General features: G+C 59.1%; 20 protein-coding genes. 9 read left to right on the top strand and 11 right to left on the bottom strand.

All coding sequences use genetic code 11. The features are described from left to right. Nucleotides 1-3 precede the first annotated feature (3 nt). Nucleotides 4-1,308, bottom strand: a complete 1,305-nt coding sequence (locus tag ACR3E0_RS20570; protein ID WP_480481228.1) for a UDP-glucose dehydrogenase family protein — start codon at nucleotides 1,306-1,308, stop codon at nucleotides 4-6. A gap of 158 nt (nucleotides 1,309-1,466) precedes the next feature. Between ACR3E0_RS20570 and gmd the strand changes: the two genes are divergently transcribed. Then, the gene (gene gmd, locus ACR3E0_RS20575) at nucleotides 1,467-2,591 is read left to right on the top strand and encodes a GDP-mannose 4,6-dehydratase (RefSeq protein WP_480481230.1); all 1,125 of its coding nucleotides are present in this window, start codon (nucleotides 1,467-1,469) and stop codon (nucleotides 2,589-2,591) included. A 10-nt stretch (nucleotides 2,592-2,601) separates the two neighbouring features. Next, nucleotides 2,602-3,579, top strand: coding sequence for a GDP-L-fucose synthase (fcl, locus tag ACR3E0_RS20580; RefSeq protein WP_480481232.1), 978 nt, complete (start codon nucleotides 2,602-2,604; stop codon nucleotides 3,577-3,579). Between the two features lie 33 nt (nucleotides 3,580-3,612). On the opposite strand, the gene ACR3E0_RS20585 is transcribed toward fcl, so the two are convergent. From ACR3E0_RS20585 to ACR3E0_RS20620, 8 genes are all read right to left on the bottom strand, one after another. Continuing rightward, on the bottom strand, nucleotides 3,613-4,683 hold the full coding sequence (locus ACR3E0_RS20585) for a DUF2793 domain-containing protein (protein ID WP_480481234.1): 1,071 nt from the start codon (nucleotides 4,681-4,683) through the stop codon (nucleotides 3,613-3,615). Nucleotides 4,684-4,925: 242 nt separating this feature from the next. Next, on the bottom strand, nucleotides 4,926-6,362 hold the full coding sequence (locus tag ACR3E0_RS20590) for a mannose-1-phosphate guanylyltransferase/mannose-6-phosphate isomerase (protein ID WP_480481236.1): 1,437 nt from the start codon (nucleotides 6,360-6,362) through the stop codon (nucleotides 4,926-4,928). Nucleotides 6,363-6,434: 72 nt separating this feature from the next. Beyond that, nucleotides 6,435-7,328, bottom strand: coding sequence for a UTP--glucose-1-phosphate uridylyltransferase GalU (gene galU, locus ACR3E0_RS20595; protein WP_480481238.1), 894 nt, complete (start codon nucleotides 7,326-7,328; stop codon nucleotides 6,435-6,437). A 284-nt stretch (nucleotides 7,329-7,612) separates the two neighbouring features. Then, entirely contained in the window at nucleotides 7,613-9,418 is a 1,806-nt protein-coding gene (locus ACR3E0_RS20600; RefSeq protein WP_480481240.1) for an ABC transporter ATP-binding protein, read from the bottom strand. Nucleotide 9,419: 1 nt separating this feature from the next. After that, on the bottom strand, nucleotides 9,420-10,349 hold the full coding sequence (locus ACR3E0_RS20605; RefSeq protein ID WP_480481242.1) for an ABC transporter permease subunit: 930 nt from the start codon (nucleotides 10,347-10,349) through the stop codon (nucleotides 9,420-9,422). A gap of 10 nt (nucleotides 10,350-10,359) precedes the next feature. Further along, on the bottom strand, nucleotides 10,360-11,283 hold the full coding sequence (gene oppB, locus ACR3E0_RS20610; protein WP_480481244.1) for an oligopeptide ABC transporter permease OppB: 924 nt from the start codon (nucleotides 11,281-11,283) through the stop codon (nucleotides 10,360-10,362). Nucleotides 11,284-11,349: 66 nt separating this feature from the next. After that, nucleotides 11,350-12,975, bottom strand: coding sequence for a peptide ABC transporter substrate-binding protein (locus tag ACR3E0_RS20615; RefSeq protein WP_480481246.1), 1,626 nt, complete (start codon nucleotides 12,973-12,975; stop codon nucleotides 11,350-11,352). A 465-nt stretch (nucleotides 12,976-13,440) separates the two neighbouring features. Continuing rightward, nucleotides 13,441-14,676 (bottom strand): lytic murein transglycosylase, encoded by a 1,236-nt coding sequence (locus ACR3E0_RS20620; protein WP_480481248.1) that lies wholly within the window; start codon nucleotides 14,674-14,676, stop codon nucleotides 13,441-13,443. 191 nt (nucleotides 14,677-14,867) lie between these two features. Here ACR3E0_RS20620 and ACR3E0_RS20625 point away from each other — a divergent pair, with 191 nt between their 5' ends. Genes ACR3E0_RS20625 through ACR3E0_RS20650 form a run of 6 tightly spaced genes read left to right on the top strand, consistent with a single transcriptional unit; the run spans nucleotide 14,868 to nucleotide 21,401 of the window. Then, nucleotides 14,868-15,830: a cytochrome ubiquinol oxidase subunit II gene (locus ACR3E0_RS20625; RefSeq protein WP_480481250.1), complete on the top strand. Its 963-nt coding sequence runs from the start codon at nucleotides 14,868-14,870 to the stop codon at nucleotides 15,828-15,830. Further along, nucleotides 15,827-17,917, top strand: coding sequence for a cbb3-type cytochrome c oxidase subunit I (locus ACR3E0_RS20630; protein WP_480481252.1), 2,091 nt, complete (start codon nucleotides 15,827-15,829; stop codon nucleotides 17,915-17,917). Before ACR3E0_RS20625 ends, ACR3E0_RS20630 begins: the two co-directional genes overlap by 4 nt. Further along, nucleotides 17,914-18,546: a cytochrome c oxidase subunit 3 gene (locus ACR3E0_RS20635; RefSeq protein ID WP_480481254.1), complete on the top strand. Its 633-nt coding sequence runs from the start codon at nucleotides 17,914-17,916 to the stop codon at nucleotides 18,544-18,546. Before ACR3E0_RS20630 ends, ACR3E0_RS20635 begins: the two co-directional genes overlap by 4 nt. Then, on the top strand, nucleotides 18,539-18,865 hold the full coding sequence (locus ACR3E0_RS20640; protein WP_480481256.1) for a cytochrome o ubiquinol oxidase subunit IV: 327 nt from the start codon (nucleotides 18,539-18,541) through the stop codon (nucleotides 18,863-18,865). The genes ACR3E0_RS20635 and ACR3E0_RS20640 overlap by 8 nt, the downstream gene beginning before the upstream one ends. Nucleotides 18,866-18,897: 32 nt before the next feature. After that, entirely contained in the window at nucleotides 18,898-19,881 is a 984-nt protein-coding gene (locus ACR3E0_RS20645) for an HlyD family secretion protein (protein ID WP_480481258.1), read from the top strand. Continuing rightward, nucleotides 19,878-21,401: a DHA2 family efflux MFS transporter permease subunit gene (locus tag ACR3E0_RS20650; protein WP_480481260.1), complete on the top strand. Its 1,524-nt coding sequence runs from the start codon at nucleotides 19,878-19,880 to the stop codon at nucleotides 21,399-21,401. The genes ACR3E0_RS20645 and ACR3E0_RS20650 overlap by 4 nt, the downstream gene beginning before the upstream one ends. On the opposite strand, the gene crcB is transcribed toward ACR3E0_RS20650, so the two are convergent. Next, complete coding sequence (gene crcB, locus ACR3E0_RS20655) at nucleotides 21,398-21,760, bottom strand: fluoride efflux transporter CrcB (RefSeq protein ID WP_480481262.1); 363 nt, start codon at nucleotides 21,758-21,760, stop codon at nucleotides 21,398-21,400. The genes ACR3E0_RS20650 and crcB overlap by 4 nt on opposite strands. After that, the gene (locus tag ACR3E0_RS20660; RefSeq protein WP_480481264.1) at nucleotides 21,757-22,170 is read right to left on the bottom strand and encodes a fluoride efflux transporter FluC; all 414 of its coding nucleotides are present in this window, start codon (nucleotides 22,168-22,170) and stop codon (nucleotides 21,757-21,759) included. Before ACR3E0_RS20660 ends, crcB begins: the two co-directional genes overlap by 4 nt. 228 nt (nucleotides 22,171-22,398) lie before the next feature. Here ACR3E0_RS20660 and ACR3E0_RS20665 point away from each other — a divergent pair, with 228 nt between their 5' ends. Next, nucleotides 22,399-23,979 carry an FMN-binding glutamate synthase family protein gene (locus ACR3E0_RS20665; protein WP_480481266.1) on the top strand — a complete coding sequence of 527 codons (1,581 nt, stop codon included), beginning with the start codon at nucleotides 22,399-22,401 and terminating at the stop codon, nucleotides 23,977-23,979. Nucleotides 23,980-24,027: the final 48 nt, after the last annotated feature.

The following is a 24,027-nucleotide window of genomic DNA, read 5'->3' on the forward strand; positions in this document are numbered from 1 at the left end:
CGGTCAGCGTCCGACCCCAACATAGGCTTCAAATCCTGATTTCATCACGGTGCCCTCAGAATAGATATTGCGCAGGTCCACCATTCTGGGGGTCTTCATGGCCCCGGCCAGATCCGTCAGGTTCAGGGCCCGGAATTCATTCCATTCCGTTAGTAGCACGACGACATCCGCGTCTTTTGCCGCCTCATACGGATCGTCCGACCATTCCACGCCCGGCAGCAGCTCTTCGCCCTCGGCCCGTCCCTGTGGATCAACGACCTTCACTTTGGCGCCGCCACCGATGAGGGCTGGCACGATGGTCAATGACGGCGCGTCGCGCATGTCGTCTGTGTTGGGTTTGAAGGTCACACCCAGCATGGCAACTGTCTTGCCGTTGAAACTGTCGCTGCAGGCCTCGCGGATTTTTTCGATCATCCGCTTTTTGATTTCATCATTCACCCGAATGACCGTTTCGGTGATCTGCATCGGATGTGCGTGTTCCTGCCCGATCCGTGCCAGCGCGGCGGTGTCCTTGGGAAAGCACGATCCACCGTAGCCGGGACCCGCGTGCAGGAATTTGTTGCCGATCCGGCCGTCCAGTCCGATGCCGCGCGCGACCTCTTTCACGTCACCGCCGACGCGTTCGCACAGGCCTGCGATTTCGTTGATAAAGGTGATCTTGGTTGCCAGAAAAGCATTGGCGGCATATTTGATCATTTCGGCGCTTTCCAGATCCGTGGTCAGGATCGGGAAATCGCGTAGATAGAGCGGGCGGTAGATTTCCGCCATCACTTCGGCAGCACGGTCGCTTTCGACGCCGACAACAACGCGATCAGGGCGCATGAAATCGTCGATCGCAGCGCCTTCGCGCAGGAATTCCGGGTTCGACGCGACATCAAACTCTGCCTTTGGGTTCGCGGCCGAAACGACTGCGTGCACCTTGCGGTTGGTTCCGACCGGAACGGTCGATTTGGTGACGATCACTGTGTAATCGGTCACCGCGTTTGCGATCTCTTCGGCGGCGGCCATCACGTAGGTCAGATCAGCGTGACCATCGCCGCGCCGGGTTGGCGTGCCCACCGCGATGAACACCGCATCCGCGCCATCAACGGCAGCGGCCAGATCGGTGGTAAAGCTCAGGCGTCCGGCGGCCACGTTCTTGGCCATCAGCACGTCCAGTCCCGGCTCATAGATCGGAACCTCGCCCGCCTGCAGCATCTGAATCTTCTGATCCGCCTTATCGACGCAGATCACATCATGGCCAAAATCCGAGAAGCACACTCCGGACACCAGACCCACATAGCCTGTGCCGATCATCGCAATACGCATTAATAAAATCCTTCTTACCAATTACCGCTGGTGGCGCGCGCACAATCAGGGAATCCGGCGCCGGTTTCAATGCCTGAGCGGCGCCTTGGGTTGCATTCCACAGATTCTTGCTGTTTTTGAGACCATAAACAGGCGCAATTGCACTTAAGGGCTCAGATATGACCAAAACGGCATTGATTACCGGCATAACAGGCCAGGACGGATCGTACCTGGCCGAGTTCCTGTTGGAAAAAGGATACGAAGTTCACGGGATCAAGCGGCGGGCATCATCATTCAACACCCAGCGCATCGATCACATCTATCAGGATCCGCACGAGCCCAACCCGAAACTGCACCTGCATTACGGTGACCTGAGCGACACCTCGAACCTGACGCGAATCATTCAGCAGGTTCAGCCGGACGAGGTGTATAATCTCGGGGCACAATCGCATGTGGCGGTCAGTTTCGAATCCCCGGAATACACGGCGGATGTGGATGCCATCGGGACCCTGCGCCTGTTGGAAGCGATCCGGTTTCTGGGGCTGGAGGACAAAACGCGGTTCTATCAGGCGTCGACGTCCGAGCTGTATGGGCTGGTGCAGGAAACGCCGCAGCGAGAGACAACGCCGTTCCACCCGCGCTCGCCTTATGCCGTTGCCAAGCTTTATTCCTACTGGATCACAGTGAACTACCGCGAGGCCTACGGGATGTATGCCTGCAATGGGATCCTGTTCAATCATGAGAGCCCGCGCCGGGGCGAGACCTTTGTGACGCGCAAGATCACGCGCGGCCTGGCTAATATCGCACAGGGCCTCGAAGAGTGCCTGTACATGGGCAACATCGACAGTCTGCGCGATTGGGGACATGCCAAGGATTACGTGCGGATGCAGTGGATGATGCTGCAACAGGACACGCCCGAGGATTACGTGATTGCCACAGGCGTGCAGTATTCCGTTCGTCAATTCATCGAATGGTCCGCTGCCGAACTTGGCGTTGTGGTCGAGTTCACGGGCGACGGCGTTGATGAGGTTGCGACCGTCAAACATATTGATGGCGACAACGCCCCCGCGCTGACACCGGGGGACGTGGTCATGCGGATCGACCCGCAATACTTCCGTCCGGCGGAAGTTGAGACGTTGTTGGGGGATCCCTCGAAAGCAAGGCAGAAACTGGGATGGGTGCCGGAACTGACCGTGCAGGACATGTGCGAAGAAATGGTGCGCGAGGACCTGAAAACCGCCAAGCGCCACGCGCTGCTGAAACAGCACGGCTATGACCTGCCTGTCAGCCTGGAAAACGGCTGAGGAGGGCGTCATGCGCAAGATCTATCTGGCAGGGCATCGCGGTATGGTCGGAGGCGCCATCCTCCGACGGCTACAGGATCGGCAATCCGCGGGCGAGGCGCTGGAGGTGATCACCCGCACCCATGCCGAACTGGACCTGACCAATCAGACGGACGTGCGCGACTTCATGCAGGCGGAACAGCCGGATGTCGTGATCCTGGCAGCGGCCAGGGTGGGTGGCATCCATGCCAACAACACGTACCCGGCTGATTTCATTTATGAAAACCTGATGATCGAATGCAATGTGATCCATCAGGCTTTTGCAGCAGGGGTCAGACATCTGTTGCAACTGGGCAGCTCGTGCATTTACCCCCACAAGGTTCTGCAGCCCATGCGCGAGGACGCCCTGCTGACAGGGGTTCTTGAACCAACAAACGAGCCCTATGCCATCGCAAAGATTGCCGGGATCAAGCTGTGCGAAAGCTACAATCGGCAGCATGGGGTCGACTATCGCTCGGTCATGCCGACCAATCTGTACGGGCCGGGGGACAATTTTCATCCCGAGAACAGCCATGTCCTGCCAGCGTTGATCCGTCGGTTCCACGAGGCGCAGCGCGACGGGTTGGATGAAGTAGCGATCTGGGGGACCGGAAAGCCGCGGCGCGAATTCCTGCACGTGGATGACATGGCAGAGGCATCCCTGTTCGTTCTGGACTTGCCGCGGGATGTCTACGCAGCCAATACGCAGCCGATGCTCAGCCATATCAATGTGGGCTACGGGTCGGATGTCTCGATTGCGGAGCTGGCGGAACTTGTGGCTGGGGTTGTGGGATTCAATGGCCGGATCACGCAGGATACGAGCAAGCCGGATGGCACCAAGCAAAAGCTGATGGATGTGTCGCGTCTGGCGGATATGGGATGGCGCGCCAGCATCGGGCTCGAAGACGGTGTTCGTGAGACCTACGCGTGGTATTTGAAGCAGCCGACAGCAAATCTGCGGGCCAGTTGACCGCCCGGGCACGCGGCCCAGGCGAAACGTTCATCAGAACCAGCGGCCGATGGCGGTAATCGTGGGCGCCAACGTGGTTGCGTCCGTCACAGACGACAGAACCTTATAGGTCACAAGTGCGAGTGTTGGGGCGTCCAGTCCAAGGAAGCGGCCTGTGGCACCGCCGCTGCCGCTGACGACGGGTGCGGTTGCGAAAGAGATAGGAAAATCCCAAGTCGCTGAATCGCTGGAAAAAAGGGCACCTTCAGCGGTGGCACACGCCACGGGGTTCTGCATGGCCGTACAGATCTGAGTGCCATCCGCAAACCGGACATAGTCACCAGTCGATGTGCTGCCGCGCTCGATCACAGCACCGGTCGGCGCACCGGAAGACTCAGAAACAGAACCCAACAGGTTGCCGGGCCCATATCCGAAATCGGCGCGCATCAGACGTCCTGATGTGGTATCGTCGGCACTGGTCTGCACGGCTGAGCCGCTCGCGATCCCCGTCGCCGGATCAATCGTCAACGCTTCGATCCAGCTGCCGCCGTCGGGCGACACCTTGATGGAAAACGCGATATTGCCCGACAAACCCATTTCCGCGTGTCCGGTCCAGTTTGACTGAAACAGCAGCGAGGCGGTGTCACCCGCACCGGCCTTGTTGATTTTCAGCTGATGCCCGCTGCCCTCGTGACTGAGCAAGGTGGCCGGGCCGCGCACCGACAGGCGATTTGTGCTGTCATAGCCCGTGGCGATGCCCAGCCCGTCGAGGTTCTGAGTAGAAACCGGGGGTTCGATCCAGTTGGCCCCGTCCCAGACCTTCAATTGCCCGGATGCCTGATCCCAGGCCCGCCAACCGGTATCCGGCGTAACGAAATGCCAGGCCGTGTCCAGCCATGCGGCCAGTTCACCCGGGTGGCCGTTCCAGTCTCCGGTCGGGGCTGCTCCCAAGGCATGCACTTCGCCCTGTTCCGGCGCGGTTGGTGGATTGATTGCGTTGGTGGCGACAACGCTCAGCTGCACCACCAGATCCAACTGGCGCAGCGCTTCGTTGTGGGTGACATGTTTTTGCGCCTGCGACGGTTGCAAAAAGGGTAGGGTCAATCGGGGTGAGGTCTGGGACATGGGCATCCTCCTGTGGCTGTCGGTCCGACACTGTCATTGCGCGCCACCCTGCAGCGATGCCCGTAAATCCCGTCTGACCTGCCCGAACGCCTCGAAATCGGTTTGTTAACCTCAGATTTCCAATGTGGAAACAAACACGCGGTAACACCCGCTCTGTCGCAGGTGTTGAAGGGCAAACCGCCCCGACCTGATTCTACGGGAGCTGGAGATTCGCGCAGATGATCCGACGATGACCCGCTAGGTTACTTGCGGGCATAAATGTCTTCGTAGCGGATGATATCGTCCTCACCCAAGTATGTCCCGGTTTGCACCTCAATCAGCACCATCGGCACTTTGCCCGGATTCTCCATCCGGTGCACCGCGCCCAGAGGGATGTAGACCGACTCGTTCTCGGAGACGAGGCGCACATCCTCATCAATGGTGACCTTTGCAGTGCCTTCCACCACAATCCAGTGTTCCGACCGGTGGTGATGAGACTGCAGGCTGAGCGACGCGCCGGGGTGCACATGAATGCGTTTGACCTGAAACCGGTCGCCGATCACAAGGCTTTCAAACCAACCCCAGGGGCGGTGGTCCACCGGCAGGGATTCTGCCTGTTTGGCACCCTTGGCTTTGAGCGCCGCGACGGCCTGTTTGACATCCTGTGCCTTGTCCATACTGGCCACGAGAACGGCATCTGGCATGGCCACGGCGATCATGTTCTCAAGACCCATGGCCACAACTTCCTGCGACGGCGATTCCGACCGTACCAGCACATTGCGACAGTCGATTGTGGTCACGTCCCCGGTTGTTGCGACGCCCTGCGCGTCGGGATGGGTCAGCTCCTGCACAGCTGTCCAGCTGCCGACATCCGACCATCCGGCCGCATAAGGAACAACGCTCAGGTTCGGCGCCTTTTCCATCACGGCATAGTCGATCGAGATATCTTCGACCCCGGCCCAGGCCACAGCGTCGAGCCGCAGAAAGCCAAGATCGGCCACGGCGTTGCCCACGGCGTGTTTTACCGGTTCGATCAGGGCAGGGGCATAGCGTTCAAACCCTGCGATGATATCGCGAACGGCAAACAGGAAAATGCCCGAATTCCATAGATAGCTGCCGGCGTCCAGCATGGACCTCGCGCTGTCCAGATCGGGTTTTTCGACGAACCGATCCAATGGCACCGCAGCGCCAGTGCCGTCCGGAGTCTGGCTGAGCTTTAGATAGCCATAGCCGGTCTCTGGCCGGTCCGGGGTTATGCCAAACGTCACCAGATCACCGCGTTCAACAATGGTGCGGGCGCCCTCGGCCACCGCCTGATGAAAGGCTGATTTGTCCGGCACAACGTGGTCAGACGGGGCAACCAGCATGATGGCGTCAGGGTCCTTGGCCGCCAGATACAACGCGGCGGCCAGGACCGCCGGGGCGGTGTTGCGCCCTTCGGGTTCGATCAGGATCGGGCCGGGGTCCACGCCAATTGCGGTGAGTTGTTCAGGGACCACAAAACGAAAGGCTTCGTTGGTTAGAATCAAAGGCTTGGCATACGGCGCAGCCTTCGGCCCACGCATCCTTTCGGCGCAATCCTGCAGCAGGCTGGTCTCGCCGATCAGCGGCACAAACTGCTTGGGATAGCTTTTTCGGGAGAGAGGCCACAAACGGGTGCCCGAGCCGCCGCAGAGGATGACGGGGTGGATGTTTGTCATGATGCACGTACCTTTGGCCGCCGATTTGCAGACGGTATCGCCTTAATTGACCGGCAGGGGAAGGGCATTCGGTTACTGTGCCGCTTTCCCCGTGGCCACGATGTCATTGAGGTATTGGCTCAGGTCGTCGCGCAGGTCGTCGCGGGCCAGTGCAAAGGCCACAGTTGCCTGCAAAAAGCCGGCTTTCGAGCCGCAGTCGAACCGTTGCCCTTCAAACTTGTATCCAAACACGGGAACGCCGTTACCGATGTCTTCGGCGATTGCATCTGTCAGCTGGATTTCGCCACCGCTGCCTTTTCTCTTTTGGTTCAGGTTGTACAGAACTGAGGGTCCCAGAACATAGCGGCCGATCACGGCGAGGTTCGACGGTGCCTCCTCGGGTTTGGGCTTTTCCACCATTCCCTTGGTACGTACCACGGTGCCAATATTGTCGCCGACATCCAGAACGCCGTAAGAGCTGGTTTGCTCTGGCGGTACTTCCATGGCGGCGACCATGTTGCCGCCGGTTTCCTCATAGGCCTCGATCATCTGTTGCAGGCAGGGCTTTTCCGCCGCAATTACATCGTCGGGCAGCATCACGGCAAAAGGCTCGTCGCCGATAAGGCGCCGTGCGCACCAGACGGCATGACCCAGCCCCAACGCCTTGTGCTGGCGGATGTAAGCGATTGCACCACTTTCCATGTTGGTCGCGTTCAGCGTTTCCAAAAGTGCGTCCTTGCCTTTGGCTTTTAGCTCTTGTTCCAGAACGAGGTTGTGATCGAAATAGTCTTCCAACGCGGATTTGCCGCGTGATGTGACAAAGATGAATTCGGTGATGCCCGCTGCGCGCGCCTCGTCGATGGCATATTGCACCAAAGGGCGGTCGACCAATGTCATGATCTCTTTCGGAACCGATTTTGTCGCCGGCAAAAACCGTGTGCCCAGTCCGGCCACGGGGAAAATCGCCTTGGTAACCTTGCGTGCCATGGTGCCTCTCAAATTCAGCAAAAATGCGGACGCAAAAGCGCATCCGGAGTTTCTCTTAGGCTGCGAAGCCGGATCAATCAATGATGCCCGGTGTTCCGAGCGCTAATTGGTCAAAACGTGCCACCTTGAACGGTTGGAGTCAAAAACAACCGTTGGTTTCTTTGGGTTTTGTCTCTGTCCCGCGTGTGTTGCCGGTGGACGAAGCGCGTCGCGGGTTGGCTGAACAATGCCTGAACTCGGCAAGAAATTGCCCCGCGGCCGGGAATCGGCCGCGGGGCTGTCTGTCAAACTTGTGCCAGGATCTTTTCCAGCGGATCGTGTTCGGCGACGAAATGATCCGGGGCAACCTCGCTCAGTTTGGGGATGTAATCCGTCTCGCCTGCCACCAGTCGACTGGGAAGGAACCGCAGCGCCGCCTTGGGATCCATGGGAGAGGGCAATTCGCCCGGCAGTTTTATCCGCTGCCGGCTGCGCTCGACATCCGGATCAGGGATCGGCACCGCAGAGATCAGGGATTTCGTATAGGGGTGGATCGGCTCGGAACAGATGACCTCGCCATCACCCAGCTCTACGATCCGGCCCAGATACAGGACCATGATCCGGTTCGATATGGCCCGCACGACCGACAGATCGTGGCTGATGAAGATCATCGACAGCCCAAATTCCTGTTGCAGCTCGCGCAGCAGGTCCACGATCTGGGCCTGGATCGAGACGTCCAGTGCCGAGACCGCCTCGTCGCAGATGATCAGTTTGGGCTTGTTGATCATCGCCCGGGCAATGCCCACGCGCTGATTCTGCCCACCGGACAGTTCATGCGGATAGCGATTGATCATGTTGGCCTTCAGGCCGACACGCTCCATCATTTCGGCGACCTTCTTTTTGCGTTCGCGTTCGGTCAGGTCGGGGCGATAGGTCTTCAATGGCTCGGCAATTGAGGCCGAGATTGTCATGCGCGGATCGAGGCTGGCCAGAGGATCCTGGAACACGATCTGCAGGTCCTTGCGATACTTGTTCAACTCGGACCGTTTCAATCCGACAATGGGATGGCCCAGCCAGCTGACATTGCCAGCACTGGGTTCGATCAACTGCAGAACAGCACGCGCCAGTGTGGACTTTCCACATCCGGATTCGCCGACCACACCCAGGGTTTCACCCTTGCGAATGTCGAAGCTGACGCCGTCGACGGCCTTCAAGGGCACCTTGTGTCCAAACAATCCTCCCGAGATATGGATCGGGAAATGCACTTTGACATCATCGACCTTCAGCAGCGGCGCCTCGGTTTTCTCCAGCGCGCGTGGTGCATCCCCGGCATCGATCCGCGGCATTGCCTCAAGCAAAGTGCGGGTGTAGTCGTGCTGCGGTGCGCGAAAGATGTCGTGCGTTGTGCCGGCTTCGACAAATTCGCCCATGCGCATCACCTGAATGCGGTCACACATCCGTGCGACGACACCCATGTCATGAGTGATCAGAGCTATGGCTGTGCCTTCGTCTTTTTGCAGGCGCACCATCAGGTCGAGAATGTCGGCCTGCACCGTCACATCCAACGCCGTTGTGGGTTCATCCGCGATCAGCAGCTTGGGGTTGCACAGCATCGACATGGCGATCATCACGCGCTGACGCATCCCGCCGGACAGCTCGTGCGGATACTGATCCAGACGCCGTTCGGCCTCGGGGATACGCACGCGATTGAGCCACTCCAGGCACCGTTTGCGCGCGGCTGATCCCTGCAAACCCTCGTGGATTTGCAGAACCTCGCGCATTTGCTGACCCACCCGCAGGTGCGGGGTCAGGGCCGTCAGCGGGTCCTGAAAGATCATGCCGACATCGGCGCCCCGGATCTGGTTCAGTTTGCCCACTGGCAGGTTCAGAATCTCCTGGCTGTTCAGCGTGACCGACCCCAAAGCGCGGCCAGCGGTCGGCAAAAGCCCCATCGCTGCCATGAAGGTCTGGCTTTTGCCCGACCCGCTTTCGCCGACGATGCCCAGGCATTCGCCCGGGTTAATCTCAAAGGAGATGTCTTTGACGGCCTCGACCACGCCATCCGGTGTATCGAACTGGACGCTCAGGTCCTTTACGGAAAACAGACTCATATCAGCGGTCCTTCGGGTCCAGTGCGTCACGCAGACCATCGCCAATGAAGAACATGGTGATGATGATGGTGACGTAGAATGTTAGGGGGAACAGCAGCTGCCACAGGGTTCCATAGCCCATGGTCCCGGCCCCTTCGGCGATCAGGCGGCCGAGCGAGGTATAGGGTTCGGAAATCCCCAGACCCAGGAACGAGATGAAACTTTCAACAAGGATCATCTCGGGCACCAGCAGCGAGGCGTAGACGATCACGACACCCAGCAGGTTGGGCAGGATGTGGCGATACATGATGGTGAATTCGCTGACGCCGGCGGCCCGGGCCGCCTCGATGAACTCGCGATTTTTCAGGGTCAGTGTCTGCCCGCGCACAATCCGAGCCATGGTCAGCCACCCCACCGCGCCCAACGCGATGAACAGGGTAAAGAACGACCGCCCGGCAACCACCAGCAGCAGGATGATGATCAGCGTCGTGGGGATCGCCAGCAGGATGTCGACAAAGCGCATCATCACGCCGTCGGTGCGCCCGCCGATATAGCCTGCGGCGATGCCGTAGCACGTGCCGAAGATCAGCGCCGTCGCGGCCCCGATCAGACCAACCAGCAGCGAGGTAGTCGTGGCCTGAATGACCCGGCTGTAGAGGTCGCGCCCCAGATCATCGACGCCGAAATAGTGTCCCGTTTCAATCGACGGCATGCCCATGCCGCGCACGTCTCCCATGACGTTCCAGTCGATCTCTTCGTTGTTCCAGACGGCGAAACAGGGTCCGATTATCGTGAACAGCACGATAAGCCCCAGAATAAAGACGCTGGCCATTGCGGCCTTGTTGCGGACAAACCGCATGCGCGCATCCTGCCAGAGCGAACGCCCCTGAATGGCCGTGTAGTCGGTGACGTCTTCGGCCAGATGGGCGGCTTTTTGTGATTTTCCAAACATTGCCAGCCCCTCAGTAGCGGATTTTCGGATCGAACCAGGCATAGGCCAGGTCGGTCAGCAGGTTCACGATAACGGTCAGCGCGCCATAGAGGATCGTGACCCCCAGCAGCACGGCATAGTCACGCGACAGGGCCGATCCGACATAGGCCTGACCCAGGCCGCCGGTTGAAAAGTAGATGTCCACAAAGACCGATCCCGTCAGCACGTAGACGAAGACCGGGCCCAGGTAGGACACGACCGGCAGCAGCGTGGGTTTCAGCGCGTGGCGCCAGATCACGGTTCGGGTCGGCAAGCCCTTGGCCCGCGCGGTGCGGATGAAGTTCGAGTTGAGAACCTCCAGCATCGAAGACCGGGTGATCCGTGCGATCGAGCCCATGTAGGATGTGGCCAGCGCGATGACCGGCATCACCAGATATTGCCACTGGCCACCATTCCAGCCGCCACCGGGCAGCCATCCCAGCCACAGAGTGAAGGTCAGGATCAGGATCGGGCCCATGATGAAATTCGGCAGCGCTTGCGCCGCAATTCCCAGGCCGACGGCAAAATAGTCGATCCAGCTGTTGTGCTTGATCGCGGCTGCAATCCCCAAACCGACGCCGATGGTCGTCGCAACCAGAAATGAGAGCGAGCCATAAGTCAGCGAGATCGGAAAGCCCTGCGCGATGATGTCATTCACGTCCCGGTCTTTGAATTTGAAGGACGGGCCGAAATCGAAATGCACGACGATATTGTACAGGTAGTCCCAAAGCTGCTTCCACAACGGCTGGTCGAGCCCATAGCGTGCCTCGATATTGGCCAGAACCTGCGGTGGCAATGGCCGTTCCGAAGTGAACGGTCCGCCGGGCGCGTAGTGCATCAGAAAGAAACAGGCGACGATCAGCAACAGGATCGTCGGAATCGCGACGAGCAATCGCCGCAGACTATAGGCAAGCATGTCATGCCCCCATCATTATTGGCCCTGCCCCGGACAGGTCCGGGGCAGGGCGAGGTTCCATGACGATTACTCGGCGAGCTTGTAGAGGTTCTTCGAGTACCAGTTCTGCTCGACATTGTTCACGGGCCAGTTCCCAACGTCGCTGTCCATCATGTAGACACCTGCATAGTGGTAGATCGGGATCACAGGGGTTTCCTGCGCAAGGATGCGCTCGACCTCGGTGTACAGGGGCGCCGGGTCGTCCGCAGTCTTAGCTTCTGCCAACAACTCGTCGACACGCGGGTTGGCATATTTGCCGTCGTTGTAGCCGGAATCCGACTGCAGCAGATCGAGGAAGGTGGAGGCCTCGTTGTAGTCGCCGCACCATGCGCCACGCGCCAGATCGAAGTTCTGGTTGCCGCGCTCTTCCAGGAACACCTTCCATTCCATGTTGGCAAGCTGAACGTTTACGCCCAGTTTCTGCTTCCACATCTGGCTCAGGGCGACGGCGACCTTTTTGTGGTCCTCCGAAGTGTTGTAGACCATCTCAAAGCTCAGCGGGTTGTCAGAGCCATAACCAGCTTCCGCGAGCAGTTCCTTGGCCAGTTCATCGCGCTCGGCCTGGGACATCGACGCCATCTCGACGGCGGGAACGGTGAACCCTGCGGTCGCTTCGGGGGCAAATGTGTACGCTTCGGGCTGACCTCCCGCCATGACCTTTTCGGTGATGATCGCGCGGTCGACGGCCAGAGACAGGGCCTGACGGACATTCGGGTTCTTAAAGGCCTCGGGTCCGCCGTCGGACAGGTTGAACGTGTAGTAGTAGTTGCACAGACGCGGGAAGCTGATGGCCTCATCCGGGTGTTCCTGGCTCAGGCGCGGGTACTGACCGGCGGGGATCTCGGTGCGGTCCAACTCGCCCGCGAGGTAACGGGTCAGAGCGACGTTTTCGTCATTGATGACGAGGGCGACGACCTTGTCGATGATGGTGTTGTCGTTGTCCCAATACATCTCGTTACGTTCCCGAACCGAGCGTTCCTGCGGCAGATGCTCGGTCAGAACATATGCACCGTTCGAGACAATGTTCTCTGGTTTGGTCCAGGCATCGCCAAACTCCTCGATGACCTTCTGAGGAGCCGGGAAGGTGGTGGAATGCGTCGTCATCTGGGCGAAATAGGGCAGGGGGGCACTCAGACGCACTTCCAGGGTTTTGTCATCAATCGCTTTGACGCCGAGTTCGTCGACGGGCGTCTCGCCGGCGATGATCGCTGCGGCGTTCTCGATCGACATCAGTTCCATGAACCACGCATAAGGCGAGGACAGTGTGGGATCGACGGCGCGCTTCCAGGCGAAAACGAAATCGCCTGCAGTCACCGGATCGCCATTGGACCATTTCGCGTCACGCAACGTAAAGGTGTACACGTCTTTTGTGTCATTGGTTGTGTAGCCGGTTGCAACACCGGGAACCAGATTACCGTCCTCGTCCTGGTTCATCAGTCCTTCAAACAGATCGCGGACGATTTCGGCGCCGGTCACATCCTCGACGACCTGCGGGTCGACCGAGCTGTGTTCGTCGAGAATACGATACGTGAAGGTCTGGTCCTCGGCCAGCGCTTCGCCCGTGTCCGGATGTGTGCCGGCCGCGAAGGCTGTGCCGGCGATAAAGGTCGAGGTCATCAGACCCACCAGTGAAGTTCGGATGTATCTGTTCATGGTGTTTTCTCCCATTTTGGGTGCCGGATATGCGCCTCTGTCACGGAATGCGCGCGGTCACCGTTTTTTCCGACATGGATCGAGAACCAGCCTTGATCGAAAGTGGCGATACGTGGTCGCAATGCGCACTGCGTCAATGCCTTTCAGTTCGGTGTCGGAACGTGATTGCGAAAGCTGTCTTTCACTGCGCAGGAACGTGCCATTATTTGAAAAAAGGTTAAAGACGCTCTCCCGGGTGAACTCAACCAAAGGAGGAAAAGAACCGAACCGCGGGGTCGTGCTGAAACTTTGTGATCAATCAGAGTGTTGTTGTAACACTTATGTTAAGGTCTGCGCGCGCAGCAGGGGTTGGTGGACAAGAATTCAGCCATGCCCGATCTGGAACCATGCCTAAATCCGGCGAATCACCTGTTGCAAAGCCGGTGCGGATGGGGAGAGATTCTGCGCTTTTTGCAGACAACCCAATCAGGGGACCAAATCGGATTTCATCCGTTCTTCAGGAAAACAGGTAGGCTCGCGCCCGGTCGCTTCCTGCCAGCGTCCGATTGATCGGCGGGTTTTGAAGCCCGGCAGACCGTCGGCCCCGCCGACATCGTGCCCCTGCTGTTCCAGTGCACGCTGCATGGCGGCAATGTCGGATCGGTACAGCCCGCCGACCTTGCCCCAGCGTCCGTTGAAATCCCCCACCCCGTATTGAATGCGGTCACCGACATGACCTACGAACAGGGCGTAAAGATCGCTCTTGTTGTATTCCTTCAGCACATAGAAATTCGGTGTGACCAGAAAAGCCGGGCCGTTCCGGCCAGCTGGCATCATCAGATAGCCTTCTGTGGCCATCTCATGTGCTGGAAAGGGATTGCCGGACACCCGTGCGATACCCATAGCGGACCAGTCGCGAATGGATCGGCCCTGATCGGGGCCTTCCAGGGCACAGGACAAGGACTGCGGAACCGCCACTTCGAATCCCCAATCGCGCCCGGAGACCCACCCATGTCGGGCCAGATAGGTGGCAATCGAGGCGACTGTGTCGTCAGCCGAGCCCCAGATATCGGCGCGCCCGTCGCCGTCGCCATCGGTCGCATAGGTCAGAAAGCTCGACGGCATGAATTGCGGTTGCCCGAGCGCGCCCGCCCAGCTGCTTTTGAGCGCACGGCCTTGCGCGTGACCGGCCTCGGCAATCTGCAAGGCCGCTATCAACTCGGCTGTGAAGTAATCCGACCGGGTGCTCATGAAGCCTTTGGTGGCAAGAACCTGAAAGGCGTTGTGCCGGATCGGGACCTGTCCATAGCCGCTTTCACGACCCCAGATGGCCAGAATGATACGCCCGGGTACGCCGGTCTCCGCCTCAACCCGCGCAAGCGTGGCGGCATGGCGTTTGGCCATTTTGCGGCCGACCGAGGTGGCCCCCTGTACGGACCCGGCATTGAAATAGCGACCGGGTGAGCCAAACTCGGCCTGGCGTTGCGCCTTGGGCGTCTTCGCAGCGCTTCCGGGCGGCACGAGGTCGGGCAGGTCCCAGTTCAATGCCACGCCCGAAAATGCCTGATCCATGGTGGCGCGCGAAACACCCTTGGCGCGAGCTTGCGGCCAGATCGTCTTTTGCAGCCAGGTTTGAAACTGCCGCTCGACCGCCGCGCGATCCTGCGCAAAGGCGCCGCCGGCCAGAAAAACCAGACAGAATATCAAAAGAAGCAAACGCATTACACAGATGTCTGTCGTGACCCTTGTCTCAAGTCAACAGAAAGCCGGCCAGTCGGGTGCGATAACGGAGGCCCTAACCCAGGGTTGAGCGACTGTTGTACCGGGCAATCGCGGGCCCGGAAAAAACCTTGAGAAAATCTCTGCATTTGCCGATAGTTGGCGGACCAGAGGGCACGAGAGGACCGTCAGGCATGGCCACTTTCAGAACGTCTCCCGCGTCGGCTGTCCTGTTGGCGGCATTTGCGGTTCTGATGGCCACGGCCCAACTGGCGGGGGCCAGCGACAGCTTCATGGACCCGCAAGGGCCGATCGCGGCGGTTCAGAAAACGCACCTGCTGCGCGCGACGGGCCTGATCCTGATCGCGGTCGTCCCGGTACTGATACTGGTTCCGCTGATTGCGCTGAGGTATCGTCGCCGCAAGGGCGGCACCGCCACGTACCGGCCCGACTGGGATTTCTCGGCAAAGCTCGAATTTCTGATGTGGGGCGTGCCGGTGGTGATCGTTGCGCTCCTGTCGTTTTACCTCTGGAAAGCGACCCACCGTCTAGACCCGTATTCCGCGTCTTTTGGCGAAGAACCGGCCCTGCGGGTTCAGGTTGTCGGTCTGGATTGGAAGTGGCTGTTCATCTACCCCGATCTGGGGATTGCCACCGTGGGCGAGCTGGGGATCCCTGTCAAACAGCAGGTGGCGATGACGCTGACGACCGATACGGTGATGCAGTCTTTCATGATCCCGGCGTTGGCTGGCCAGATCTATGCGATGCCGGGGATGACGACCCAGCTCCATCTGGTGGCAGATCAGCCCGAGCAAATGCAGGGCGAAAACACACAGTACAACGGGCGCGGTTTCACCAAGCAAAAGTTCAATACCGTCTCGATGGAACCGGGTGATTTCAATTCATGGGTCGACACGGTCCTGGCAAATGGGATCTTGCTGGACCCGGATACCTATCAGACGCTTGCCATGCGCACTGATCGGGATGAAGTGCAGGCAGCACTGGGTACGAGCCAGATGCCGGACAACGCGCTCTATTTCAAATTGGACGAGGGTGACCTGTTCCACACCATTTTGCACCGGTATCACAGCGGCGAACCTTTGCCCCTGAACCAGCAGCCCGGGACATCCGCCTATGGGCAGGAGGCCAGCCAATGACGACGACTGAGTCCGGGTTCTTTGGCCGCCTCAACTGGGATGCCTTTCCCATAGCGGGGCTGATTCAGGACCCCAACACCAATGAGATTGTCGCCAATGCGGCGGCGGGCATCGTTATCGTCGGCGTTGTCGCGGTGGTGGGTCTGCTGACATGGTTCCGGCTTTGGGGGCCGCTCTGGCGGGACTGGCTGACCAGCGCAGACCACAAGAAGATCGGCATCATGTATATCGTGTTTGCCATTGTTATGCTGGCCCGCGGCGTTCTCGAAGGCGTTGTCATGCGCGCCCAGCAGGCGGCCGGACCGGGGGACGGATTTCTGGAAGCCGAGCATTTTGCCGAGCTGTTCAGTACCCATGGCACGATCATGATCTTTTTCGTGGCCGTGCCGTTCGTGTTCGGTCTGGCGAATTTCCTTGTGCCGCTGATGATCGGTGCGCGGGATGTGGCCTTTCCGGTTATGAACCAGATCAGCCTCGGCCTGACCGTCTCGGCGGGTATGATGCTGATGGTTTCGCTGGTGGTGGGTGAGTTCTCGACCGGCGGCTGGACGGCGTATCCGCCTTATACCGGCGCCGCGTTCAATCCGGGTGTGGGGCCGGATTACTGGATCTGGGCCATCGTTGTGTCGGGGATCGGTACGACGCTGACAGGTATCAACTTTGCAGTTACGATCTACAAGCTGCGCGCCCCGGGTATGAAGTTCATGCGGCTGCCGATGTATTGCTGGACGATCATCTGCAGTTCGATCCTGATTGTCTTTGCGATGCCACCGCTGGGCGTTGCGGCCATGTTGCTGGCCGCCGACCGTTATCTGGATTTTCATTTCTTCACCAATGACCTTGGCGGCAACATGATGAACTATGCCAACCTGTTTTGGCTGTTCGGTCACCCAGAGGTCTACCTGCTGGTTTTGCCTGCCTATGGGATTTATTCCGAAGTCTTCGCGACATTCTCGGCAAAACGGCTTTACGGGTATAACTCGCTGGTCATTGCCACCATGTCGATCGCGGTGCTGTCCTTTACCGTCTGGCTGCACCATTTCTTCACCATGGGTCAAAGCGCGCTGATCAACGCCGTCTTTGGCATCGCGACCATGCTGATCGCCATTCCGACCGGGGTTAAGGTCTATGACTGGATGGCAACGCTTTGGCGCGGGCGCATCCGGTTCTCGGTTCCCATGCTCTATGGGCTGGCCTTTCTGCTGCTGTTCGTCATTGGCGGGCTCAGCGGTGTGATCCTGGCCAATCCCACAGTGGACTATCAGGTGCACAACACCCTGTTTCTGGTCGCCCATTTCCACAACGTTCTGTTGCCGGGTGTGCTGTTCGGGTTGCTGGCGGGCTACAATTACTGGTTCCCAAAGGCGTTTGGCTTCCGCCTGAACGACTTTTGGGGCCGTGTTACAGTGGTTTTGTGGACGGTCGGGTTCATGCTGACTTTCCTGCCTTTGTACTTTGTCGGCCTGATGGGGATGCCGCGCCGGTCGTTCAGTTGGGAAGACCCCGGTTTTCATCCCTATATGATCGTCGCGGTGGTCGGGGCGCTGGTGATCCTGTCCGCGCTGCTGTCGGTTCTGGTGCAGCTGTGGGTCAGTATCCGGGATCGGGAAAAGACCCGCGTGCCCGTCGGGGACCCGTGGGACGCACGCACATTGGAATGGTCGATCCCCGCCCCGCCGCCACCGTATAACTTTGCGATCAGTCCCAATGTGACAGACCGCGATAACTTTGCCGCCGCCAAAGAGCGTGGCAACGCGTATCCAAAACCGGAAGCCTATGAAGACATCTATATGCCACGGAACACCGGCATCGGGTTTATCCTGTGCGTGCTCAGCGGTGTCTGGATGTTTGCGCTTGTCTGGTGGATCTGGTGGCTTGCCGCGCTGATGACCTTGCTGATCATCCTGTCGATCATCGTCTGGAGCTTTGACACCAGCACTGAAATCGTCATTCCAGCCGAAGAGGTGCGCAAAGAGCACGAGGCGTGGCTGACGCTGGTGCAAAACTCGACAGCGGTTGATCGCGACCATGAAATGGCGCCGGAGAACCGCGGACTGGCCCGACCTGATCTGGAGGCGGTGACATGAAACGCGCGCCGACGCACAGCTATCCGGGCATCAACCTTGGCGAACGTCACGCGAGTGCCCACAAAGCCACCGAGGTCGTGACCTTCGGCTTCTGGGTCTTTCTGATGAGCGATCTGGTCTATTTCGGCCTGATGTTTGCGGTCTATATCACCATGATCGACGCACAGGCCGGCGGGCCGGGTCCGCATGAGCTGTTCGATCTCACCAGTATTTTTGCCCAGACCATGATCCTGTTGACCAGCAGTCTGACTGTGGGCCTGGCCATGCTGGCGTTGAAATACAACCTGCCCCGGGGCCGCATCATTCTTTGGTTCGGTGTGACCCTTCTGTTGGGTATCAGCTTTCTGGTTCTGGAAATCCGCGATTTCACGGCGATGGCCGAAAAGGGGGGTGTTCCGCAGCGCAGCGGCTTCCTGTCGGCGTTTTACGGCCTTGTTCCCCTGCACGGTCTGCATGTGGCGGCGGGATGTGTGTGGCTGATCGTGCTGGGTATTCAGTTGCGCGTCATGGGCCTGACCGATCTGGTGATGTCGCGTGTGGTGCGCCTGGCGCTGTTCTGGCATTTCCTCGATCTCATCTGGATCGGCATCATCACCATCGTTTACTTCGGAGGGCTCGCCTATGGATAGACGCTCGGAGATGCACCGTCGGGAGCGCCGCCGCTACATCATAGGCTACGGTGGCTCGCTGCTTCTGACGCTGGCGGTGTTTGCCATCGCATATCACTTCGGTATTGAAACCAAGGGAGTCTATCTGACCATTGGCCTGCTGGGGCTGGCTCAATTGCTCGTGCAACTGGTTTACTTTCTGCACATCGACCGACGCCGCAGCAGTCGCGAGGATTTGGATCTGATCCTGTTTTCAACTCTGGTTCTGTTGATCATCATACTCGGAACAGTGTGGATTCTGGGCAATCTGGCTGTGCGTATGCACATGCACGCAATGTAGGATTTCTGTTCCGAGGACAAAAGGAAACGCACATGAAATCCCTTAAGGCAATCGCGGTTTTTGTGATGCTGGCCGTCATTGCCGTGGGTCTGATCCTGTATTGGCGGCATGAAGAGCGTTACCCGTCGACCAGGGACGCCTATGTGGGTGCAAACATCATATACGTGGCTGCGCTGGTGACCGGACAGGTGGCCGAGGTGCATGTGATTGAAAATCAGTCGATCAAATCCGGCGATCTGTTGTTCACGATTGACGACACGCAGTTCAAGGCGGCGTTTGATCAATCTATGGCCGATCTGGAGGGTGCGAAGGCAGAGGCAAAGTCTTTTGCCACACAGATCGCGGCGGCCGAGGCAACGGTGGAAAGTGCGCAATCGTCCTATGACACGGCGGAGAAGGCGTTAGATCGGGCCAAAGTTCTGTTTTCGACAGGTGATGTTGCACAAGCGTCCTTGGATCAGACAACTTCCGATTTTGCCCAGGCTTCGGCACGGTTGACCGCCAGCCAATCCGCTCTTTTGGCGCTGCAAAACATTCTGGCGGAAAAGCAGGACGGCGTCTTGTCGGCGCGTGCACAGCTGGAAATTGACAAAGCCAATCTGGGTTGGACCAAAGTCTATGCAACGGCGGATGGGTGGATTGCCAACCTGACCCTGCGACCGGGTTCCACGGTTTCAGAAAACCTTGCGCAGTTTTCGATCATTGAGGCCGCAGACTGGTGGGTCGATGCCAATTTCAAGGAAACCTCGCTGCCGCGTATTCGGGCTGGTCAGCCGGTGACAGTTGAAATTGACATGCTGCCGGGCCTGACGCTGACCGGCAAGGTGGCCTCGATCGGGCGCGGCTCCGGCGACACGTTTTCGTTGCTGCCGTCCGAGAACTCCAGCGGAAATTGGGTCAAGGTCACGCGCCGGTTCCCGGTACGAATTGAGCTTGATCCAACGGATGCCGCTCTGCGTGTCGGTGGCAGCAGTCGGGTGGTTGTAGACACGACAGATTCCACGGACGGAAAATGACATCCGCTACGGCCAGCCACGTCAATCCGGTGATCGTGGTCGCCGTTGTTCTCAGTGCCATTCTCGAGGTTTTGGACAGCACCATCGTCAATGTCGCCTTGCCGCACATACAAGCGGCCTTTGGCGCGACCACCGATCAGGCGACCTGGATTTTAACCAGCTACATCGTCTCGGCGGTTGTCGTCATGCCGCTTACCGGTTTTGTGGCGCGCAGGGTGGGACGGCGGCGCCTGATCCTGACGGCCGTGACCGGGTTCGCGACGATGTCGGTGATGTGCGGCCTGTCCTGGAGCCTTGAGACGATTGTCGTGTTTCGTATGGCCCAGGGCATGTTCGGCGCGTTTCTGATCCCCCTGTCGCAGTCCATCCTGTTTGATGCTTTCCCGCGTGAAAACCGAGGTCAGGCCATGGCCGTCTTTGGCCTGGGCGTTGTGGTGGCGCCGGTGCTTGGGCCCACGGTTGGGGCGATCCTGACCGAGTACTTCTCATGGCGGATGGTGTTTTTCGTCAACCTGCCCGTGGCCGCCGTGGCGCTGTTGTTGCTGGCCGGGGAGTTGCCGGAAGATGAAACCGAAGAGGTCAGGATCGATTGGAAAGGACTTGCCTTACTGGCCATCGGAATCGGGTGCCTGCAATTCGTGCTGGATCAGGGCGAGACCAAGGATTGGCTGTCGTCCCGCGTCATACAGGTGGCGGTCATAGCATCCATCCTTGGCGCGCTTGGGTTCGTTTACCACGCCCTGACGTCGAAAACGTCGGTTGTCGATCTTCGCCTGTTTGCGGATCGCAACTTTGCCCTGTGCAACCTGATCATCGCGGGCTTCGCCATTTCGCTGTTCGGGGGCATCGCGATCCTGCCGACCTTTGTCCAGAACCTGCTCGATTACCCGGTCATCGACTCCGGGCATCTGTTCATCCCGCGCGGCATCACGGCTGGCCTGTCTATGGTGGTGACCGGGGCTGTGCTGGTCAGCCGGTTCGATCCGCGTATCCTCGCCGGTGCCGGCTTGCTGCTCACAGCGGTGGGGAATTTCATGCTGGGCGGGCTGAACCTGAACGCGGGTTTCTGGCAGGTGGCGTGGCCCGGTGCCGTCAGTGGCCTGGGTATGGGACTGGTCTTTGTGCCGATGTCGATTCTGGCGTTCGAGAGCATCAGCAAGACCCGTCAGGATGAGGCGTCGGGCCTGTTCAATGTCACGCGTCAGCTGGGATCGTCCGTGGGGATTTCGTTGGTAGGCACATGGGTGGTGCGCGGATTGCAGACAAACACGGCGGCGCTGAGCCAGAATGTGACGCCTTACAACCCGGCGGCGCAGGCCTATTTGCAGCCGCTGGGACTGACACCGGACAGCGCAGAGGGCGCGGCCATCCTGGGGCAGGAGATCGCGCGGCAGGCCGAAATGATCTCGTATCTGACCGTGTTCAACAATCTCGGGCTCCTTGCTCTTGCGACAATCCCTCTGTTGTTTTTCTGCCGGGCACCGAAACCGGGAACGCAAGCCACCGTGCAGGCGCATTAACCGGTCAGGATCAGCCCCAGCCACAACGCCAGCCAGCACAGCACAAGGCTGAGCAGGATGTTTCCTGCAGCCAAGACAAGCGTGCGGTCACGCTTTAGTTCCAGCGTTTGATAGGCAAAACTTGAAAACGTGGTAAAGCCTCCGCAAAATCCGAAGACAAGCCGCTTTTCCTCTTCACCCATCTCAACCGGTCCGCCGAGGAATCCGATCCAAAGTCCCAGCAGCAGACTGCCCAGAACGTTCACGATCAGGGTCGACAGCGGCAGGTCATGATTGACCCGCAGCGCCAGCCAGTGCCGTAGTACCGCGCCCAGACCCCCACCCAATCCAAACATCGCATGCAGGTAGAGGTCGGTCATTCGGAATGCCTCGTGGGCTGAAAACGGCGACCCAAGGCCTCACCCATCACTGCCGCCGCAAGGCCAACGGCGATTTCCAGACCCGCGGCGACGGGTACTGTCCATAGATTGGTTTCCGCCAGCCGTTCCAGCTCTGCCACGAAGGACGAGAATGTGGACAGCCCGCCGCAAAACCCAACGGCTCCCAGATGCAGGACATGGGCATGCACCCGGTGGCGAATGGAATACAGCCAGCCCAGAACGAAACAGGCGACGACGTTGATGCCGAAGGTCGAGGTCAGAAAAGGCGCGCCGGGTATGCTCAGCGCAAACGCCTCCCGCAGCAGCGAGCCTGCAGCACCCCCGACAAACACGGCTGCGAACATCAAGAAATGTACCCGGATTGCCGGTCGTGTTTTCTGTTCCGTCACCTATCCGGCCCGCTTTGCGTGTCTTATCGCCTTACAGGCCGCCCCGATCCGGATCAACCCGATGCAAGCCCCTCGCGTCACTTCACAAATTCGTCTGTTCCGGCAGGCGGGGGCACAATCGCTTGCAATCAAAAGCCAAATTGTTCCACGTTTGCATCAGGTGGCGCGGCATGGGCGTCGAATGAATCAAGGTCGCGCAATGTTCGGCGCCACCCAGAGGGATCAGGAATGATTGTACGCAGACTCTATTACTTCATCAGCTATGTGTGTCTGCCCCTGGTGGCGATCTGGGGGTTTTACTGGCCACCAGCCCATTGGTTCCTTGTATTCCTGGTGCCGTATGCGGTCGTTGGTCTGTATGACATGCTGACCACCAAGCACAACGTTCTGAACAACTATCCCGTTTTGGGTCATTTCCGCTATATGCTGGAATTCGTCAGCCCGGAAATCCGTCAGTACTTTGTGGAAACCAACGAAAGCGGCCGGCCCTACAACCGGATCATCCGCGCGCTGGTCTATTCGCGCGCCAAGGGTCAGGTGGACACGCAGGCCTTTGGTACCCAGTACGACATCATGACCGTGGGGTATCACCGGGCCAACCACTCACTGGCCCCCAAGGACGTGCCCGAAAGCGAAGAGCGCGTGATGCTTGGCGGTCCGCAATGCGAAAAACCGTATAACGCGTCGCGCCTGAACGTCTCGGCCATGAGTTTCGGAGCGCTGAGCGCAAACGCCATCCGGGCCCTGAACGGTGGCGCCAAGGACGGCGGCTTTGCCCATAATACGGGCGAGGGCGGGTTGTCGCCGCATCATCTGGCTGAAGGTGGTGACATCATCTGGCAGATCGGAACCGGCTACTTCGGGTGCCGTACCCCTGAGGGCGGGTTTGACAAGGATGCCTTTGCCGAGAAAGCCAAGAAAGATGTGGTCAAGGCGATCGAGATCAAACTGTCTCAGGGGGCCAAGCCTTCACATGGCGGTGTTCTGCCAGCCGCAAAGGTCGACAAGGAAATCGCCGAAATCCGGGGCGTGCCGGAACATCAGGATGTCATTTCACCGCCCATCCATTCCGCCTTTGACGGGCCAACGGGGCTGATGCAGTTCGTACAGCACTTGCGCGAGATGTCCGGCGGCAAACCCATCGGGTTCAAATTGTGTATCGGCAATCGGTCGGAATTCCTCGCGATCTGCAAAGCCATGTTGGAGACGGGGATCCTGCCGGATTTCATCACCATTGACGGGGCCGAGGGTGGAACGGGCGCGGCGCCGGTTGAGTTCACAAACCGCCTGGGCATGCCGCTGAACGAGGCCCTGATCTTTGTGAACAACTGCCTGCGCGGCGTTGGGCTGCGCGACAAGGTCCGTATCATTTGCTCAGGCAAGGTTGCCACCGGCTACGACATGGTCGAAAAATTCGCGCTGGGGGCGGATATGTGCAACGCGGCACGGGCGATGATGTTCGCCGTAGGCTGCATTCAGGCCCTGCACTGCAATACGAACCGCTGCCCGTCGGGGGTGGCCACGCAGGATCCCATCCGGGGCCGCGCGGTGAATGTCCCGCAGAAACGCCAACGGGTGCACCGCTTTCACGATGCGACGCTGGAAAGCTTTCGTGAACTCCTGGGCGCGATGGGCAAAGAAAAGGTCTCGGACCTGCATCCGGGCGATATCCGCCGTCGCACCGCGGATGAACGCGAGCGGTCCTATGCCGAGCTTTACCCGTTCATTGAGGACGGCGCTTTGTTGACCGACTCGATCCCGGAGGACTTTGCCGACGATTGGAACCGGGCCTCTGCAGCCCAATTCTGATTTATTTCGCAACACTGCCAAGGATTGACCTTTTCCATCCGTCTTACA

This window comes from Ruegeria sp. AJ12 (assembly GCF_056536245.1).

Coding starts and splice junctions, on each gene's coding strand:
- ACR3E0_RS20570 (WP_480481228.1), bottom strand. CDS start 1,308: ATGCGTATTGCGATGATCGGCACAGGCTATGTGGGTCTGGTGTCCGGA.
- gmd (WP_480481230.1), top strand. CDS start 1,467: ATGACCAAAACGGCATTGATTACCGGCATAACAGGCCAGGACGGATCG.
- fcl (WP_480481232.1), top strand. CDS start 2,602: ATGCGCAAGATCTATCTGGCAGGGCATCGCGGTATGGTCGGAGGCGCC.
- ACR3E0_RS20585 (WP_480481234.1), bottom strand. CDS start 4,683: ATGTCCCAGACCTCACCCCGATTGACCCTACCCTTTTTGCAACCGTCG.
- ACR3E0_RS20590 (WP_480481236.1), bottom strand. CDS start 6,362: ATGACAAACATCCACCCCGTCATCCTCTGCGGCGGCTCGGGCACCCGT.
- galU (WP_480481238.1), bottom strand. CDS start 7,328: ATGGCACGCAAGGTTACCAAGGCGATTTTCCCCGTGGCCGGACTGGGC.
- ACR3E0_RS20600 (WP_480481240.1), bottom strand. CDS start 9,418: ATGAGTCTGTTTTCCGTAAAGGACCTGAGCGTCCAGTTCGATACACCG.
- ACR3E0_RS20605 (WP_480481242.1), bottom strand. CDS start 10,349: ATGTTTGGAAAATCACAAAAAGCCGCCCATCTGGCCGAAGACGTCACC.
- oppB (WP_480481244.1), bottom strand. CDS start 11,283: ATGCTTGCCTATAGTCTGCGGCGATTGCTCGTCGCGATTCCGACGATC.
- ACR3E0_RS20615 (WP_480481246.1), bottom strand. CDS start 12,975: ATGAACAGATACATCCGAACTTCACTGGTGGGTCTGATGACCTCGACC.
- ACR3E0_RS20620 (WP_480481248.1), bottom strand. CDS start 14,676: ATGCGTTTGCTTCTTTTGATATTCTGTCTGGTTTTTCTGGCCGGCGGC.
- ACR3E0_RS20625 (WP_480481250.1), top strand. CDS start 14,868: ATGGCCACTTTCAGAACGTCTCCCGCGTCGGCTGTCCTGTTGGCGGCA.
- ACR3E0_RS20630 (WP_480481252.1), top strand. CDS start 15,827: ATGACGACGACTGAGTCCGGGTTCTTTGGCCGCCTCAACTGGGATGCC.
- ACR3E0_RS20635 (WP_480481254.1), top strand. CDS start 17,914: ATGAAACGCGCGCCGACGCACAGCTATCCGGGCATCAACCTTGGCGAA.
- ACR3E0_RS20640 (WP_480481256.1), top strand. CDS start 18,539: ATGGATAGACGCTCGGAGATGCACCGTCGGGAGCGCCGCCGCTACATC.
- ACR3E0_RS20645 (WP_480481258.1), top strand. CDS start 18,898: ATGAAATCCCTTAAGGCAATCGCGGTTTTTGTGATGCTGGCCGTCATT.
- ACR3E0_RS20650 (WP_480481260.1), top strand. CDS start 19,878: ATGACATCCGCTACGGCCAGCCACGTCAATCCGGTGATCGTGGTCGCC.
- crcB (WP_480481262.1), bottom strand. CDS start 21,760: ATGACCGACCTCTACCTGCATGCGATGTTTGGATTGGGTGGGGGTCTG.
- ACR3E0_RS20665 (WP_480481266.1), top strand. CDS start 22,399: ATGATTGTACGCAGACTCTATTACTTCATCAGCTATGTGTGTCTGCCC.